Source organism: Mesorhizobium sp. f-mel, from assembly GCF_053850215.1.
Window position 1 is genome coordinate 1 of record NZ_JBSPTO010000030.1, and the last position, 16,015, is coordinate 16,015.

Sequence of the window (16,015 nt, forward strand, 5' to 3'; positions counted from 1 at the left end):
CAGGACATCGAATCTGATTTGCGCAAACTTGGGAATCCAGATTCAGTCAAAAGGCGAAGCGCTCTAGTGCTAAAGACCTGTTTCCGTGTTCCAAAACGGATGTGGTCGTGAAAGTCTTCGCGACCGGACATCTTGCTCGATTGGGTCGAACAATGAGAAGCCAACTTCGTTTCATTATGTATACTGATGACGAGGCTGCTCTGGTAACCGAACTTTTGCGCGATCCGGCTATCCTGCTCGTCGATGGCCCGCGGTGGAAGAAGGTCACGCCCCCAACCACTCGAGACATTTCTGCTATCGGCAGCTACTGCATGATCTGGTCTCCCGAGGACCTGCCACGGCTTTCAGCGGAGTTCATTCAGGCACAGAACGATTGGTATTGCCGTGATGAGAATTCCACGATTCAATTCCTGCGATGCAAGATGACCGAAACAGTCATAGTGGAGGGCAGTTTCGCGATCTCGACGGGACCTAGAAGCTAACGCCGCGGCCAACGTCGAACGCAGGTACAAGTTCCTGTGCCGTGCAATCAAGAGAACCTACCGGAACTCGGTCGTTCAGTGGCGCAATCCGCGACGGCCGGACGCACCGGCCGGACCATCCAGGTCAGCAAACCCAAGTGCGCCCGACCGGTCGCTGTGGGTTGGACCAGCGGCGATGACGTGGATGGCTGGCCATGCTGATCGACGGGTCAAAACCTTCCTCACTGGTTTTGTGGAGGGAGCGATAATCGAACCAGGCTGATGCACTGCTTTCTACCCACACGCGATGCGGGCAGACCTCGACTTCGTGTGGGGAACGTAGCGCTCGGCGACGGTGACGGAACTCATCAGGACTGGGCCCGCTCGTCGTGAGGCTGGAACATTCCCGGCGCTGATCGCAGCCGACGCTGCTCGTCGAAACGGACGCATCATCGAGCGTCGAAGGCGAAACCGCGATCTCAGTCCAAGGTCATGAAACAGGACCGCGATCCGATCGGCCCGCTCTCTCCGCCAGAGGCGCGGGCTTCATTTGTTCGGCCGGTGCGGCGGTCCGCTTGGGGGCGGAGATTGAAAATCTGCGGCGGTGTGTCGAGTACAGCGATGGGCTGCCTGGACAGCCGGCGGTTACCTTTCGGTTGCTCTAAGGCTCCGCGCCGCCTCATCGAGTGCCAGCGGATCGTCACCGAGGCGGTCGATGAGGTCTTGAGCTTGGTCGCCGGTGATGCCTGTTCTCATCGCCAGCGCTTCCGCTGCCTCAACATCCGATTGACCAGCGGCGCGGTTGCCTTTCTTCACTCGGCTTTGGGTCTGCGTGGGAGCTGGCACATCGGCACCAGATATTGCCGGCGGGCGAGCACCAAGCGAGCGGTCTTCGTTCTCGATTTCGACGGTCGCCTGATTCCAATGGCGCTCGTGCAGACCGTGCGTCTGGCCTTCTCGTTCCCAGATCTCATATGCGCGGCGCCGAATGCGTTCGTGTTTGTCGTCTGACATGGTCGTTCCTCCTTGTGGGTTTCACCCAACGCGAAGGAGCGTCGGAACGATCCCATCCTGCACGCCGATTTCAGACAAAGAGGGGACCCGGAAGGCTGGCTTCCGGAAGACCATGCCTGCGGCGTTGCGATGCTGCGATGCTTTAGGTGGCCCGGAGCAAATCCTAGTGCGGTGCTCGAGAGCAAGTCGTCCATCGCGCTGAAGGGTGCAGCATTGTTTTCCGTATGGAAACGGGTTTGAGGAGAAAGTTCGGCTCCTGCAGCACGATGCCAGACTAAATTAGAGCTGGCCATTGCTTGAACATCGTTCGCGCAGCTGCTACGTCGCCCATATCGACAGGGGCGCTCCGTATTGCCGGGGCTGAGATGGAAGGTGCAAGCCTTCGGTCCCTCAAGCTGATCTGGGTAATGCCAGCGGAGCGAGGCGACTATGTTTTCAGGTGCACAGATTTCCCTGTATCCGATGTGCGATGATTTCGTCGGCGTCATCCTTAGGGCACTTTCGGCGATGGATCCTTATCGGCCGAATTTCCGCATCGAAACCGACGACATTTCGACGCTGATGGTCGGCCCGCCCGAACAGCTTTTCCCGGCCATGCGCGATCTGTTCGCCTCGGCGGCGGCAAGTGGTGTGCATTGCGTGTTGTCGGCGACGGTGTCGCGTGGCTGCCCTGGCGAGCCTGACGATCCGATCTGCACACCGATTTCCGGCAGCAGCCACGAGCTGTCCCTGGCCGAGCGCATCGGCGCGGCGCGGGCGCATGTCGACGGTGCGAAAAAACTCGGACAAGAGGTCGCCGCGCAGTTCTCGCTCTATCCGCTCGGCGAGGGCCACCACATGGACGAGATCTACGGCTGCATCGACTTCCTCAAGGCCTCGGGGGTCTTCGACAGGTCGAAGAATTTCTGCACGAAGCTGAGGGGCGACGCTGGACCGGTGTTCGCGACGCTGTCGGAAGCTTTCCTTCGCTTCGGCGCGCCGCAAGGCCATGTCGCGCTCGACTTTACCGTGTCGGCGAACAGCCCGAGCCCTCGTTAGCCTTGGCTGTCAACGGGTTGCAGCGAGATCCGAGACGGCATCCGGAACGACCACCAGCTTGCCGACGAAATCCTTGGCAATGAAATCCGCCTGGGCGCGGTGGAAATCGGAGAGCTTGTAGACGCCGCCGACCAGCGGTCGGATCTTCTTGTCCTCGATGTAGCGGACGATACGGCGGAAATCGTGTCGCGTGCCCTGACTGGAACCGTGCAGCTGCAACTGCTTGAGATACATAGTGCGCAGATCGAGCTGTACGACCGGGCCGGCAATCGCGCCGGCCGTCGTGTAGCGACCTTCGGGCCTGAGGATGCGCAAGAGGTCGTTGAACATGGCGCCGCCGACCAGGTCAGCAACCACGTCGATCGGCCGGCCCTCGGTCGCTGCGTTCACGGCGGCGGGCAGGTCGGCGATGCCACGAGTGATCACCGCTTCGGCCCCGATGTCGAGCACCGCCTGTTCCTTGCCCTTGCCGACGACGGCATAGGGGATGGCGCCGCGCGCCCGCGCCAGCTGCACGATGCCGGAGCCGACGCCGCCAGAAGCGCCAGTGACCAGCACACGCTCGCCAGCTCTTAGTGCGGCACGTTCCAGCATCTGTTCGCCTGTGAGATAGGCGCAGCAGAAGGTGGCAAGTTCGACATCGGTCATTTCGGTATCGACGACATGGGCGTTCTCGGCTGGCACAGCCTGGTATTCGGCATAGCCGCCGTCACGGCCGTGGCCCATATAGTCGATGTCGGCGAGGGAATCGTCGTCGCGGTTGTAGATCGAGAAATCGACCATCACCCGCTCGCCGATACGGTCCGGCGAGACGCCATCGCCGACGGCGACGATGTGGCCGACCGTGTCTGTGCCCTGGATGCGCGGGAAAGTCAGCGTGTTGCCTTGGCGGCGCCAAGTCGATACCGCGGCAGCATCTTCTTCCGTGCCATAGGCGCCCTGACGCACCCAGACATCGGTGTTGTTCATGCCGCAAGCGGTGACCTTGACCAGCACTTCACCTGGGGCGGGCGAGGGCACTTTCACGTCGGTGCGGTAGACGAGCTTTTCCGGCCCGCCGTGACCGGTCAGCTGCACGGCGGCCATGGTGGCGGGGAGGGATTTGGTCATGGCATTCATGTCGATCTTCAGATGTTTGCAAACACGCTTTTCACCGCATCGGCCGTCTTCGAGACGATGATGTCGGCCTCTTCGCGGGTGAGGCAGAGCGGCGGCGCAAAGCCGAGAATGTCGCCCTGCGGCATGGCGCGGCCGATGACACCGCTTGCGGCGAGGGCGGTTGCGACCTGCGGCCCGATCTTTTGCGATGCATCGAAGAACACGCGATCATTTCTGTCGGCGACGAACTCGATTGCCGCCAGCATGCCGTCACCGCGCACCTCGCCGACGTTTTTGTGGCCGCCGACGGCTTTCGCCAGTTCGGCACGGAAATAGGCGCCGGTCTCGCCGGCATTGGTCACAAGGTCCATCTCGTCTATCAGTTCCAGGTTGGCGACACCGGCGGCAACGCAGATCGGATGCGCCGAATAGGTCCAGCCGTGGCCGAGCGAGCCGAGCTTGTCGGAACCCTGCACCAGCACCTGCCAGACCTTGTCCGAGACGATGACGCCAGACAGCGGTGCATAGGCCGAGGTCAGGCCCTTGGCGATGGTGATCAGGTCGGGCTTGATGCCGTAATGGTCGGAACCGAACATGGTTCCCAGCCGGCCGAAGCCGGTGACCACTTCGTCGGCGACCAGCAGCACATCGTACTTCTTCAGAACCGCCTGGATCTTTTCCCAATAGAGGGCGGGCGGCGGCACGATGCCGCCGGTGCCGAGGATCGGCTCGCCGATGAAGGCGGCAACCGTGTCCGGGCCTTCAGCCAGGATCATCTCTTCGAGCTTGTCGGCGCAGTGTTGGGAAAACTGCTCCTCGCTCAGCGAGCGGTCGGCACGGCGGAAATAGTAGGGCGCCTCGGTGTGCAGGATCGGCGCACGCGGCAGGTCGAAAGCGTTGTGGAATAGGTCGAGCCCAGTCAGCGATCCGGTCATGACGCCGGAACCGTGATAGCCGCGCCAGCGCGAGATGATCTTCTTCTTCTCCGGCCGGCCGAGCACGTTGTTGTAGTACCAGATCAGCTTGATGTTGGTTTCGTTGGCGTCGGAACCGGAGAGGCCGAAATAGACCCTCGACATGCCTTGCGGGGCGCGGTCGATGATCATCTTGGACAGCGTGATCGACGCCTCGGTGCCGTGGCCGACATAGGCGTGGTAATAGGCGAGGTTCTTGGCTTGCGCGGCGATGGCGTCGGCAATCTTCTGGCGGCCATAGCCGACATTGACGCAATAGAGTCCGGCGAAGGCATCGATGCTCTTGCGGCCATTGTTGTCCCAGATGGTGACGCCTTCGCCGCCGGCGATCACGCGGGTCGGGCTCTCGCCGCGCGCGTGCGTGCCCATATGGGTCGAGGGATGGAAGAAGTGGTCGCGGTCCCAGGCGGCGAGTTCGTTGGACTGGTCGAGCATCTTTTTTACTCCTGAGAAAAAGTGTCGGGCGCGGTTCTAGGCCACGTCCAGGCAGAGATATTTGAGATCGGTAAAGGCTTCGAGCCCGTGGCGCGAGCCCTCGCGGCCGATGCCGGACTGTTTGACGCCGCCGAAGGGGATCGGCGCGCCGGTGATCTTCACGCGGTTGATGGCAACCATACCGTAGTCGAGCGCGCGGCCCATGCGCAATTGGCGGCCGCCGTTCTCGGTGACGACATAGGCGACAAGCCCGTATTCGGTGGCGTTGGCGCGGGCGACGGCTTCGTCTTCGCTATCGAAAGGCGTCACGGCGGCGACCGGACCAAAAGTTTCCTCGCGCATGATCAGCGCGTGGTCGGTGACATCGGCGAGCAGGGTCGGGCGGTAGAACAGCGGTCCTGCAGAATCGCGTTTGCCGCCGGTGAGGCAGCGTGCGCCATGGGCGAGCGCATCGGCGACCTGCTCCTCGACCTTCTTGACCCCGCGCTCATGCATCAAGGGCCCGATGTCGGTGTCATCAGCCAGGCCATTGCCGGTCCGCAGCGTCTCGATGCGGCTGGCGAAGGCGGCGCAGAAACGATCGTAGATCGGGCGCTGGACATAGATGCGGTTGGCGGCGAGGCAATCCTGGCCGGAAGTGGCGAATTTGGCATCGACGGCTATGGTCACAGCCTTGTCGAGATCGGCGTCGGCGAAGACGATCAGCGGCGCGTGGCCGCCAAGCTCCATTACCAGCCGCTTCATCGTCGGCGCACTTTGCGCGGCGATCAGCCTGCCGATCTCGGTCGAGCCGGTGAAGCTCATGGCCCGGACGCGAGCGTCTTCGCACATCCGCCCAACGATGGTCGAAGCCTTGCCGGTGAGAATGTTGAAGACGCCTGCCGGCAGGCCGGCGCGTTCGCCGAGCTCGGCCAGCGCCAGTGCCGACAGCGGCGTTTCCGACGAAGGGTGCGCGACGATGGTGCAGCCGGCGGCAAGGGCGGCCGCCGCCTTGCGGGTCAGCATGGCCGCGGGAAAATTCCACGGGGTGACAACGCCGACGACGCCGAGCGGCTCGCGCCGCACCATCATCTCGGCGTTTGGCAAGTGGCTGGTGACGCTTTCGGCGTTGAGGCGTTTTGCCTCCTCGGCATACCACTCGACGAAGGAGGCGGCGTAGTCGATCTCGCCAAGCGCTTCCCTAAGCGGCTTGCCCTGTTCGAGCGTCATCAACAGCGCCAGATCATCCTTGGCAGCGATGATCAGGTCGAACCATTTTCGCAGAATTCTCGCGCGTTCCTGTGGGAGAGCCGCGCGCCAGGCGGGAAAGGCGCGGGAGGCCGCGTCGATCGCCTTGCTCGTCTGCCTGCTATCGAGCGCGGCAACCCAGGCAACGGTGGTGCCTGTGGCAGGATCGATCACCTCGAAGCTCTCGGCGGCTTCACTCGCAGTCCAGTGGCCGTCGACATAGGCGAGTTCGCGCAGCAGCCGGCGGTCGGCGAGGCGGTCAAGCGCTTCATGGCGTTCTGGTCGGGCAAAATGCGCGGACATTTCGAAGACTCCCGGTTCGAAGTGACGGGAAGACTATTCGCGCGGCCCGGACAAAGAGGCTGTTTCGGCGCCCGCGCGTAGAGAGATTGTCTCTATTGCATCGCCCCGGCAGCCGATCTCTCTAGCGTTACGACGACGCCGGCAACAGATCGGCCACCGGCAAGGCCATTTCCTCCTTCACCGTCTTGGTGACGATGTAGGTGAAATAGCGGTCGATGCCGATCTCGCGTTCGAGCAGCGCGTCGACCAGCCGCTGATAGGCGTCGATGTCGCGCGCCATCACTTTCAGCAGATAGTCGACGCCGCCGCCCACCGACCAGCAGGCGACGATTTCGGGGACGTCGCGGATGACGCGCTCGAAACGGTCGAAATCGGCCTGGCGGTGGCTGGCCAGCGTCACCTCCATCAGTACGGTGGCGACCGGCGCGACGGCGCGCATCGCAACCTTGGCGTGATAGCCGGAGACGATGCCGGCCTTTTCCAGCTTGCGCAGCCGCATCCAGCACGGCGTCGGCGACAGGCCCACCTTGTCGGCGAGCGCCAGCTTAGTGATGCGCCCGTCGCGCTGGACCACGTCGAGGATTTTGAGGTCGATCTGATCGAGTTTCAATGCGGCCATGAGCGTCTGCTTTTTTCTTGCCCGACACCATGACGGCGCATTATTTCGATTGTCAATTGCACTGATTTCGATCTCTAATAAGTCATGACATTATGGCGTCCAGATCCCGCGCTCATCCGGCGGCCGGCCTATCAATCGCTCGCCGACCAGTTCGCGCGCGCGATCCATGATGGGCGGCTGGCCAACGGCGCGCGGCTGCCGACGCATCGCCGGCTGGCCGACGAATTGAAGCTTTCGGTGCAGACGGTCAGTCGCGCCTATGAGGAACTGATCCGCCGGGGCCTGGTCTCCGGCGAGATCGGCCGCGGCAGCTTCGTGCAGACGCAGCGCCGCGAGCCCGAGCCGCCATACCTGCCGGAGCGTCTTGGCGAGGTCATCGACCTCTCCATCCTGAAGCCGGTTTGCGAGCCGATGCATCTGGAGCGGCTGAAACAGGCGCTGAGCTGGCTTGCCGAGAACCTGCCGTCGAGTTCGGCGCTGTCGTTCCGGCCGAACATGGTGTTCCCGCGCCACCGCGCGGTGGCGGTCGAATGGCTGCGGCTGTGCGGTCTCGATGTATCCGCGCAGAATGTCAGCCTGACTAACGGCGCCACGGCCGGCATGACGGTGGCACTGATGAGCGTGGCGCCGCCCGGTTCGACCGTCGCCACCGAGGCGATCGGCCACCATACGCTGATCCCGCTGGCGCGCTATCTCGGCTTCAACCTCGAGGGCCTGCCGATCGACGATAATGGCCTGATCCCGGAGGCGCTCGACGAGGCGTGCCAGCTTTCCGACATCCGCGCCGTATTCGTGCAGCCCTCGGTGATCAATCCGACCGCAACGCTTATGGGCGCCGCGCGGCGCGAGCAAATAGCCGCGGTGGCGCGCAGGCACGACATCGCCATCATCGAGAACGACGTGCTCGGCCCGCTGGTCGAGGGTCGTCCGCCGCCGGTCGCCGCCTTCGCGCCCGAGCGCACGCTCTACGTCACCTCCTTCACCAAGATCGTCGTGCCAGGCCTGCGCATTGGTTATCTCGCGGCGCCCGACCGCTATGTCGCCGCCGTCGCCAACCGGCATCTCGTCTCCAACTGGATGGCGACGCCGCTGGTGGCGGAGATCGCGACAAAATGGGTGACCGACGGCACTGCGATGGAGCTTGTCCGCTGGCAACGTTCGGCACTGGGGCGGCGGCAGGAGATTGCCGCTCAGGTGCTTGCCGGGGTCGACTATCGTGTCCATCGCGACGGATTGCATCTGTGGCTGCGGCTACCCGGCGACCGCGCCGAGGAGAGTTTCGTCTCGCAGGCCCGTTTGCAGGGCGTGGCGATCGCGCCAGGCACATCCTTCCGTATTTCCCAGGAGCCCTGGCAGCCGGCAGTGCGCATCTCGCTGGGCTCGACTACCGAGGAGGAACTGCGCGCCGGCCTGAGCGTTGTCACCAAACTTCTGCTCGGCGATCCGGAGCATCTCCTGCTGGCGATCTAGGCAAAGATCGCCGCGGAATTGTGCGGAGCCAGAAACATTGTCATGAGTTTATTTTCCTGATTGACATGATTTGGCGCGTTCCGCATCGTTGAAGGCACCAAGCTTCTCCAGCAACGGGGAATTCATTGTCCGCGCCCATCATCAAGATCGACGGCATTTCGAAAAGCTTCGGCACCTTCAAGGTGTTGGACGGCCTGTCGATGCAGGTCATGCCGCGCGAGAAGCTGGCGCTGATCGGCCCATCCGGCTCGGGCAAGACGACGATCCTGCGCATCCTGATGACGCTGGAGAGGATCGACAGCGGCCACATCCAGATCGACGGCGAGCAGCTCTACCACATGGAGCGCAACGGCCAGTTGCTGCCCGCCGACGAACGGCATCTGGCAAGAATGCGCCAGAAGATCGGCATGGTCTTCCAGCTGTTCAACTTGTTTCCGCACAAGAGTGTCATTGACAACGTCACGCTGGCGCCGATCTTGACCAAGGGCATGCCGCGTGCCGCCGCCGAAAAACGGGCGATGGAACTGCTCGACATGGTCGGCATGGCCGACAAGGCGAAAGCGATGCCGGCGCAGCTCTCCGGAGGGCAGAAGCAGCGCGTGGCGATCGCCCGGGCGCTGGCGCTGCAGCCCAGGATCATGCTGTTTGACGAGGTGACATCGGCGCTCGATCCGGAACTGGTCGAGGAGGTGCTGAACGTGTTGTGGCGGCTCTGCTCCGAGACAGACATGACCATGCTGCTCGTCACCCATGAAATGGGTTTTGCCCATGATTTCGCCGACCGGGTGCTGTTTTTCGACCGCGGGAAGATAGTCGAAGAAGGCAAGCCCGACGAGATTTTCCGCAATCCCAAGCAGGAGCGCACGCAAGGCTTCCTGAAGAAGATCATCGCGGCCGGACATCGCGTCTGACCGCCATGCCAAGGCGGCGAAGCCGTCCTCAAGGGGCGGCGAGCCGTCCCGTAGAACGACCAAACCAAGAAGAGAAGCAAGGAGTTGGGAACAATGAAGAAACTTGGCATTCTGGCCGGCGTGGCCGGTGTTGCACTAACCGCAATTCTGGCCGCCTCGACCGCGGGATCGGCCGACGACAGCAAACTCGAAGAGCTCAAGGCACAGGGCTTCGCCCGCGTCGCCATTGCCAATGAGCCGCCCTACACGGCGGTTGCGGCCGACGGCAAGGTTTCGGGCGCGGCGCCCGATGTGGCGCGTGAAATCTTCAAGCGCCTCGGCGTCAACGACATCGTCGCCTCGATCTCGGAATATGGCGCCATGATTCCCGGCCTGCAGGCCGGCCGTTTCGACGTCGTCACCGCCGGCCTGTTTATGAAGCCGGAGCGTTGCGCGGCCGTTGTCTATTCGGAGCCGGTGCTGTGCGACGCCGAGGCGATGCTGGTGAAGAAGGGCAACCCCAAGGGCTTCAAGAGCTACGAGGATGTCGCCAAGGATGCCACCGCGACGATCGGGGCGCCGGGCGGCGGCACCGAGGAGAAGCTGGCGCTCACCGCTGGTGTGCCACGTGACCGCGTCATCGTCGTGCCGGACGGCCAGAGCGGCCTGAAGATGCTGCAGGACGGCCGCATCGACGCCTATTCGCTGCCAGTGCTGTCGATCAATGATCTGGTCAAGAAGGCCAACGACCCGAACCTCGAAGTTGTCGCTCCGGTGGTCGGCGCGCCGGTCTATTGCGACGGCGCAGCCTTCAAGAAGGGCGACGAAGCGCTGCGCGACGCCTATGACGTCGAGTTGGCCAAGCTGAAGGAGTCCGGTGAATTCGCCAAGATCATCGAGCCTTACGGCTTCTCGGCAGCGGCAGCGATGTCGACAAGCCGCGACAAGCTCTGCTCGGCAAAGTAGGCGCCCTTTTCCTTCCCCCCTTTCGCGGGGAGAAGGTGGCTCGAAGGGTCGGATGGGGGCAGCGCCATACTTTGGTTGGTTCGCGCCGCCCCTCATCTGCCTGCCGGCATCTTCTCCCCGTGAACCGTGAGCAGGACGCTGGAACCAACGTCTCGCTAGACATTCAACGCGGAAACTCTCGACCCAATGACCCAATGGTCCGGCTATTTCGGCCTGATAATGCAGGGAGCGCTTGTTACCATCGAGCTGACGCTGATGGGGTCGGTGCTTGCCCTGATCATGGCGTTTCTCGCCGGGCTGGGGCGGCTGTCGCGTTTTTTCGCCATTCGGGCGCTGGCCACCGCCTATATCGAATTCTTCCGCGGCACCTCGATCTTCGTGCAGCTGTTCTGGGCCTATTTCGTGCTGCCCTTCATCGGCATTTCGCTGACGCCGCTGCAGGCGGGCGTGCTGGCGCTCGGCCTCAATGTCGGCGCCTATGCGGCGGAGGTGGTGCGCGGCGCCATCCAGTCGATCGGCCGCGAACAGTACGAGGCCTGCACCGCGCTCAATCTCGGCCGCTGGCAAGGCATGCGCCATGTCATCCTGCCGCAGGCGCTGCTGGTCATGCTGCCGACCTTCGGCAACAACGCCATCGAATTGCTCAAGGCCACCGCCGTCGTTTCGCTGATCTCGCTCGCCGATCTGACCTTCCAGGCGCAGGTGGTGCGCTCGCAGACCGGCAACACGCTGGTGCCGTTCACCACCATTCTCATCATCTATTTCGTCCTCGCGCTGATCATTTCCTGGGGCGTGAGATCGCTGGAACGCCGGATGGCGCGCGGCCTCGACGGGGTGCGCGTATGATGGATCGGGCCTCATAATGGAGTGGGATTGGAATTTCGTCTGGGAGATCATGCCGACGCTGATCCAGGGTGTGAAGATCACCATCCTGGCGACGCTGCTCGGCTCGGTTCTGGCCGCGATCGTGGGGCTGGCCATCGCGCTGGCGCGGCGCTCGCCGAACAAGGGCTTGTCGCGCACCGTCGGCTTCCTCGCCGAATTCATTCGCGGCACGCCGCTTTTGGTGCAGCTCTATTTCATCTTCTACGTGCTGCCCGATATCGGTATCCTGCTGCCGCCGCTGGTGGCCGGCGTCATCGGCCTCGGCCTGCATTACGGCACCTACACGGCTGAAGTCTATCGCGCCGGTATCGAGAATGTGCCGCGCGGCCAATGGGAAGCCGCCAAGGCCTGCAATCTGAACGCCAGGCAGACCTGGACCCACATTATCATGCCGCAGGCGATTCCGCCGATGATCCCGGCGCTTGCCAACTACTTCATCGCGATGTTCAAGGAGACGCCGCTGCTGTCGGCGATCACCGTGCTGGAACTGATGAACCAGGCCAAGAGCGTCGCCAACACCTATTACCGCTATGTCGAGCCGATGACCTTGGTCGGCGCCTTCTTCCTCGTCATCAGTCTTTTCTCGGTCGTGCTGCTACGCTGGCTGGAACGCCGTTACGGCAAGATCGAGAGGTAGTCTTTCATGAAAAACTTGCCCGAGATCAGACTGACGCCGACACGGCCGGGGCTCGACGCGCGTTCCCTGGAAAAGCGCGTCGGGTTGATCATCCTTGCGACCGACCATACGACCGAACCGGATTTTCGCCGCATGGTGGCGAGCGACCGGATCGGCGTTTATGTCGCGCGCATTCCCTACGCCAATCCGACGACGCCGGACAATTTGCGCAAGATGCAGCCGTCGCTTACGGCGGGCGCGGCGCTCATCCTGCCCGATGAGCCGCTCGACGCGATCTGCTATTCCTGCACCTCGGCCTCCGTGGTCATCGGCGATGCCGAGATCGAGGCGGCGGTGCAGGCGGCCAAGCCCGGCGTGCCGGTGGTCACGCCGCCGATGGCAGGCGTACGTGGCTTGAAGGCGCTGGGCGCCAGGACGATCAGCATCCTTACTCCCTATACGGTCGAAACCAGCCGGCCGATGGCGGCCTATTTCGCGGCGCATGATTTCGAGATCGCCGGCTTCACCTGTCTCGGCTTCGAGGACGACCGCGAGATGGCGCGGATTGCGCCTGCGTCGCTGGTCGATCTGTCGCTCGATGCGATGGACGAAAAAGCCGACGCGCTGTTCGTCTCCTGCACTGCGCTGCGGGCAGCACTTGCCGTGGTCGGCATGGAAGAGGCGATCGGCCGTCCGGTCGTCACCAGCAACCAGGCGACGGCCTGGAACTGTCTGCGGCTTTGCGGGGACGACGAGCCGCGTGCCGAATTCGGCCGTCTGATGACGCTGCCTTTGAATTGATTGCAGAGCAAAGGTCATGACCGCGAACGACGTCACCCTCTCCGATATCCGCGCGGCGCGCGAGCGCATCTCAGCTAAGGTCGAACGCACGCCGACCGCGCTTTCTCTGAGTCTTTCCGGGCACTTGGGTGCGCCTGTTTATCTCAAGCTCGAACATCGGCAGTCCACCGGCAGCTTCAAGCTGCGCGGTGCCTCGAACGCCATCGCGTCGCTGAACGCCGAGGAGAAGGCGCGTGGCGTGGTCGCCGCCTCGACCGGCAATCACGGCCGGGCGCTGGCTCACGCGGCGAAGCTCGAAGGCATGCGCGCGACGATCTGCATGTCGCGACGGGTGCCGCAGAATAAGCTCGATGAAATCCGTCGGCTTGGCGCCGAGATCCGCATCGTCGGCAACAGCCAGGACGATGCGCAGCAGGAAGTCGACCGGCTGGTCGCGGAAGGGGGGCTGGTCATGCTGCCGCCCTTCGACCATCCTGGTATCATCGCCGGGCAAGGCACGCTCGGGCTGGAGATCATCGAGCAGGTTGCGGACGCCGCTTTGGTGCTGGTGCCGCTGTCCGGCGGCGGACTGGCAGCGGGTGTCGCCGCGGCCGTGAAGGGCGTCAGTCCGAGCACGAAGGTCATCGGCGTTTCGATGGCGCGGGGTGCCGCGATGAAGGCGAGCCTCAATGCCGGACATCCAGTTTTGGTAGAGGAACTGCCGACGCTGGCGGATTCGCTTGGCGGTGGCATCGGCCTCGACAACCGGCTGACCTTCTCGATGTGCCGCGACCTGCTCGACGACGTGATCCTGCTCGACGAGGGCGAGATCGCCGCCGGCATCCGCCATGCCTATGAACAGGAGCGCGAGATCGTCGAAGGCGCCGGCGCGGTCGGCATCGCCGCCGTGCTGTCCGGCAAAGTCAGGGCGAGCGGCCCCACGGTGCTCATTCTGTCGGGCCGCAACATCGACATGACATTGCACAGGAAAGTCGTTTGCGGCGCAGCAATTGAGGCGAACGCCGCATGAGCCGAATGACGATACTCACCGAAGCCGAATTGCGCGCGATCGTGAAGCTCGATCTCGATGCCGTCGCCTGCGTCGAGAATGCGTTCCGCGCGCTTGCCACCGTGCCAGTGGCGATGCCGCCGATCCTGCGGCTCGACATTCCCGAGCATCGCGGCGAGGTCGACGTGAAGACCGCCTATGTGCCTGGGATAGACGGTTTTGCCATCAAGATCAGTCCCGGCTTCTTCGACAATCCGAAGCTCGGCCTGCCCAGCGTCAACGGCATGATGGTGCTGCTGTCGTCAAAAACCGGGCTGGTCGAGGCGCTGCTGCTCGACAATGGTTATCTCACCGACATCCGCACAGCGGCGGCCGGAGCGGTCGCGGCTAAACACCTTTCGCGGCCGGACTCCTCGATCGCCGCGATCTTCGGCGCCGGCGTCCAGGCTGGACTGCAGCTCGAGGCGCTTATGCTGGTGCGGCCGATCGCCGAGGCCCGCATCTGGGCCAGGGACGCCGCCAAGGCCGAGGCTGCGGCGGATGCATTGCGCGAAAGACTAGGCATCGCCGTGCGCGCCGACCCCGACGCGGCAAATGCGGCCGCCGATGCCGACATCATCGTCACCACGACGCCGTCGACCGAGCCGCTGATCAAAGCCGGCTTCGTCTTGGCCGGCCAGCACATCACCGCTATGGGCTCGGACGCCGAGCACAAGAACGAGATCGCTCCGGCGATCCTGCGCATGGCCGATCTCTACGTCGCCGACAGCGCGAAACAGACGCGGCTGCTAGGCGAACTGCACCATGCCATCGCGGCGGGCGTGATGGCGGCCGATGCCGAAGTGACCGAACTCGGCCAGATCATCGCAGGCGAAAAGCACGGCCGGCGCTCAGCCAGCGACATCACCATCGCCGACCTGACCGGCACCGGCGTCCAGGACACGGCGATCGCCACGCTCGCCCGCGACCGTGCGCGGGCGGGGAATGCCGGGACTATTTTCGAAAGCTGATGCTGGCCGCAAGGCCCAACAAACGAGGACCAAGAACAATGCAGCCCAATCTCAAATTCTCGCGCGGCGAATATGCGGATCGCCTCGCCAAGACACGGAAGGCCATGGAGGCCAAGGGTGTCGATCTCCTTATTGTCAGCGATCCGTCCAATATGGCTTGGCTGACCGGCTATGACGGCTGGTCGTTCTATGTGCATCAGGCCGTCATCGTGCCGCCGTCGGGCGAACCGGTGTGGTACGGGCGCGGTCAGGACGCCAACGGCGCCAAGCGCACCGCGTATCTCGCGCACGACAATATCGTCGGCTATGCCGACCACTATGTGCAGTCGACCGAACGCCACCCGATGGATTTTCTCTCGCAGGTGCTGGCCGATCGCGGCTGGGGCAAGCTCAGCATCGGCGTCGAGATGGACAATTACTGGTTCTCGGCCGCCGCCTTTGCTTCGCTGCAAAAGCATCTGCCCAACGCCCGCTTCGTCGATGCCACGGCACTCGTCAATTGGCAGCGTGCGGTGAAGAGCCCGACCGAAATCGACTATATGCGCAAGGCCGCCCGGATCGTCGAAGCGATGCACCAGCGTATCGCCGACAAGATCGAAGTCGGCATGCGCAAATGCGATCTGGTCGCCGAGATCTATGATGCCGGCACGCGCGGCGTCGACGGGATCGGTGGCGACTATCCAGCGATCGTACCGCTGCTGCCATCGGGCCCCGATGCGTCGGCGCCACATCTGACCTGGGACGACCGGCCGATGAAGTCGGGCGAGGGTACCTTCTTCGAGATTGCCGGCTGCTATAACCGCTATCACTGTCCGCTTTCCCGGACTGTGTTCCTTGGTAAACCCACGCAGGAATTCCTCGATGCCGAAAAGGCGACGCTGGAAGGCATGGAGGCCGGGCTTGCCGCGGCGAAGCCTGGCAACAGCTGCGAGGACATCGCCAGCGCCTTCTTCGCGGTGCTGAAGAAATACGGCATCGTCAAGGACAACCGCACCGGCTATCCGATCGGGCTTTCCTATCCGCCGGACTGGGGCGAGCGCACCATGAGCCTGCGCCCCGGCGACCGCACCGAGCTGAAGCCGGGCATGACCTTCCATTTCATGACCGGCCTGTGGCTGGAGACGATGGGGCTCGAGATCACCGAATCCATCCTGATCACCGAGACAGGGGTCGAGTGCCTGGCCAATGTGCCGCGCAAGCTGGTCGTGAAGAATTGAGCC

At 63.3% G+C, this 16,015-nt stretch carries 15 protein-coding genes and 1 riboswitch; of the genes, 10 read left to right on the forward strand and 5 right to left on the reverse strand.

What is annotated here, in order from left to right:
• Nucleotides 1–1,106: 1,106 nt before the first annotated feature.
• On the reverse strand, nucleotides 1,107–1,475 hold the full coding sequence (locus tag ACWUKX_RS26090; RefSeq protein WP_287337697.1) for a DUF2934 domain-containing protein: 369 nt from the start codon (nucleotides 1,473–1,475) through the stop codon (nucleotides 1,107–1,109).
• A gap of 327 nt (nucleotides 1,476–1,802) precedes the next feature.
• Nucleotides 1,803–1,914, forward strand: a riboswitch (TPP riboswitch).
• On the opposite strand from ACWUKX_RS26090, the gene ACWUKX_RS26095 reads away from it, so the two are divergent.
• A complete protein-coding gene (locus ACWUKX_RS26095) occupies nucleotides 1,905–2,513 on the forward strand; it encodes a YkoF family thiamine/hydroxymethylpyrimidine-binding protein (protein ID WP_456009647.1) in 609 nt (202 codons plus the stop codon). Its footprint overlaps the riboswitch before it by 10 nt.
• Nucleotides 2,514–2,522: 9 nt before the next feature.
• Here ACWUKX_RS26095 and ACWUKX_RS26100 read toward each other — a convergent pair whose 3' ends face one another.
• From ACWUKX_RS26100 to ACWUKX_RS26115, 4 genes are all read right to left on the reverse strand, one after another.
• Nucleotides 2,523–3,632, reverse strand: coding sequence for an alcohol dehydrogenase family protein (locus tag ACWUKX_RS26100; protein WP_456009648.1), 1,110 nt, complete (start codon nucleotides 3,630–3,632; stop codon nucleotides 2,523–2,525).
• A gap of 8 nt (nucleotides 3,633–3,640) precedes the next feature.
• Nucleotides 3,641–5,020, reverse strand: coding sequence for an aminotransferase (locus tag ACWUKX_RS26105; RefSeq protein WP_456009649.1), 1,380 nt, complete (start codon nucleotides 5,018–5,020; stop codon nucleotides 3,641–3,643).
• A 36-nt stretch (nucleotides 5,021–5,056) separates the two neighbouring features.
• The gene (locus ACWUKX_RS26110) at nucleotides 5,057–6,550 is read right to left on the reverse strand and encodes an NAD-dependent succinate-semialdehyde dehydrogenase (protein ID WP_456009650.1); all 1,494 of its coding nucleotides are present in this window, start codon (nucleotides 6,548–6,550) and stop codon (nucleotides 5,057–5,059) included.
• Nucleotides 6,551–6,677: 127 nt separating this feature from the next.
• Complete coding sequence (locus ACWUKX_RS26115) at nucleotides 6,678–7,169, reverse strand: Lrp/AsnC family transcriptional regulator (RefSeq protein ID WP_456009651.1); 492 nt, start codon at nucleotides 7,167–7,169, stop codon at nucleotides 6,678–6,680.
• An 84-nt stretch (nucleotides 7,170–7,253) separates the two neighbouring features.
• On the opposite strand from ACWUKX_RS26115, the gene ehuR reads away from it, so the two are divergent.
• The 9 genes from ehuR (at nucleotide 7,254) to doeA (ending at nucleotide 16,012) form a co-directional block, all read left to right on the forward strand.
• Nucleotides 7,254–8,639, forward strand: coding sequence for a MocR-like ectoine utilization transcription factor EhuR (ehuR, locus tag ACWUKX_RS26120; RefSeq protein WP_456009652.1), 1,386 nt, complete (start codon nucleotides 7,254–7,256; stop codon nucleotides 8,637–8,639).
• Nucleotides 8,640–8,764: 125 nt separating this feature from the next.
• Entirely contained in the window at nucleotides 8,765–9,550 is a 786-nt protein-coding gene (gene ehuA, locus ACWUKX_RS26125; RefSeq protein ID WP_065006648.1) for an ectoine/hydroxyectoine ABC transporter ATP-binding protein EhuA, read from the forward strand.
• Nucleotides 9,551–9,643: 93 nt separating this feature from the next.
• Nucleotides 9,644–10,495, forward strand: coding sequence for an ectoine/hydroxyectoine ABC transporter substrate-binding protein EhuB (ehuB, locus tag ACWUKX_RS26130; RefSeq protein ID WP_029350588.1), 852 nt, complete (start codon nucleotides 9,644–9,646; stop codon nucleotides 10,493–10,495).
• A 186-nt stretch (nucleotides 10,496–10,681) separates the two neighbouring features.
• Complete coding sequence (gene ehuC / locus ACWUKX_RS26135; protein ID WP_065006649.1) at nucleotides 10,682–11,341, forward strand: ectoine/hydroxyectoine ABC transporter permease subunit EhuC; 660 nt, start codon at nucleotides 10,682–10,684, stop codon at nucleotides 11,339–11,341.
• A gap of 16 nt (nucleotides 11,342–11,357) precedes the next feature.
• The gene (gene ehuD, locus ACWUKX_RS26140; RefSeq protein ID WP_029350592.1) at nucleotides 11,358–12,017 is read left to right on the forward strand and encodes an ectoine/hydroxyectoine ABC transporter permease subunit EhuD; all 660 of its coding nucleotides are present in this window, start codon (nucleotides 11,358–11,360) and stop codon (nucleotides 12,015–12,017) included.
• A gap of 6 nt (nucleotides 12,018–12,023) precedes the next feature.
• The gene (gene eutA / locus ACWUKX_RS26145) at nucleotides 12,024–12,797 is read left to right on the forward strand and encodes an ectoine utilization protein EutA (RefSeq protein ID WP_456009653.1); all 774 of its coding nucleotides are present in this window, start codon (nucleotides 12,024–12,026) and stop codon (nucleotides 12,795–12,797) included.
• 16 nt (nucleotides 12,798–12,813) lie between these two features.
• A complete protein-coding gene (eutB, locus tag ACWUKX_RS26150; RefSeq protein WP_456009654.1) occupies nucleotides 12,814–13,806 on the forward strand; it encodes a hydroxyectoine utilization dehydratase EutB in 993 nt (330 codons plus the stop codon).
• Nucleotides 13,803–14,795, forward strand: coding sequence for an ectoine utilization protein EutC (gene eutC / locus ACWUKX_RS26155; protein ID WP_456009655.1), 993 nt, complete (start codon nucleotides 13,803–13,805; stop codon nucleotides 14,793–14,795). Before eutB ends, eutC begins: the two co-directional genes overlap by 4 nt.
• Before the next feature lie 38 nt (nucleotides 14,796–14,833).
• Entirely contained in the window at nucleotides 14,834–16,012 is a 1,179-nt protein-coding gene (gene doeA, locus ACWUKX_RS26160) for an ectoine hydrolase DoeA (RefSeq protein WP_456009656.1), read from the forward strand.
• The last annotated feature ends 3 nt before the right edge of the window (nucleotides 16,013–16,015 follow it).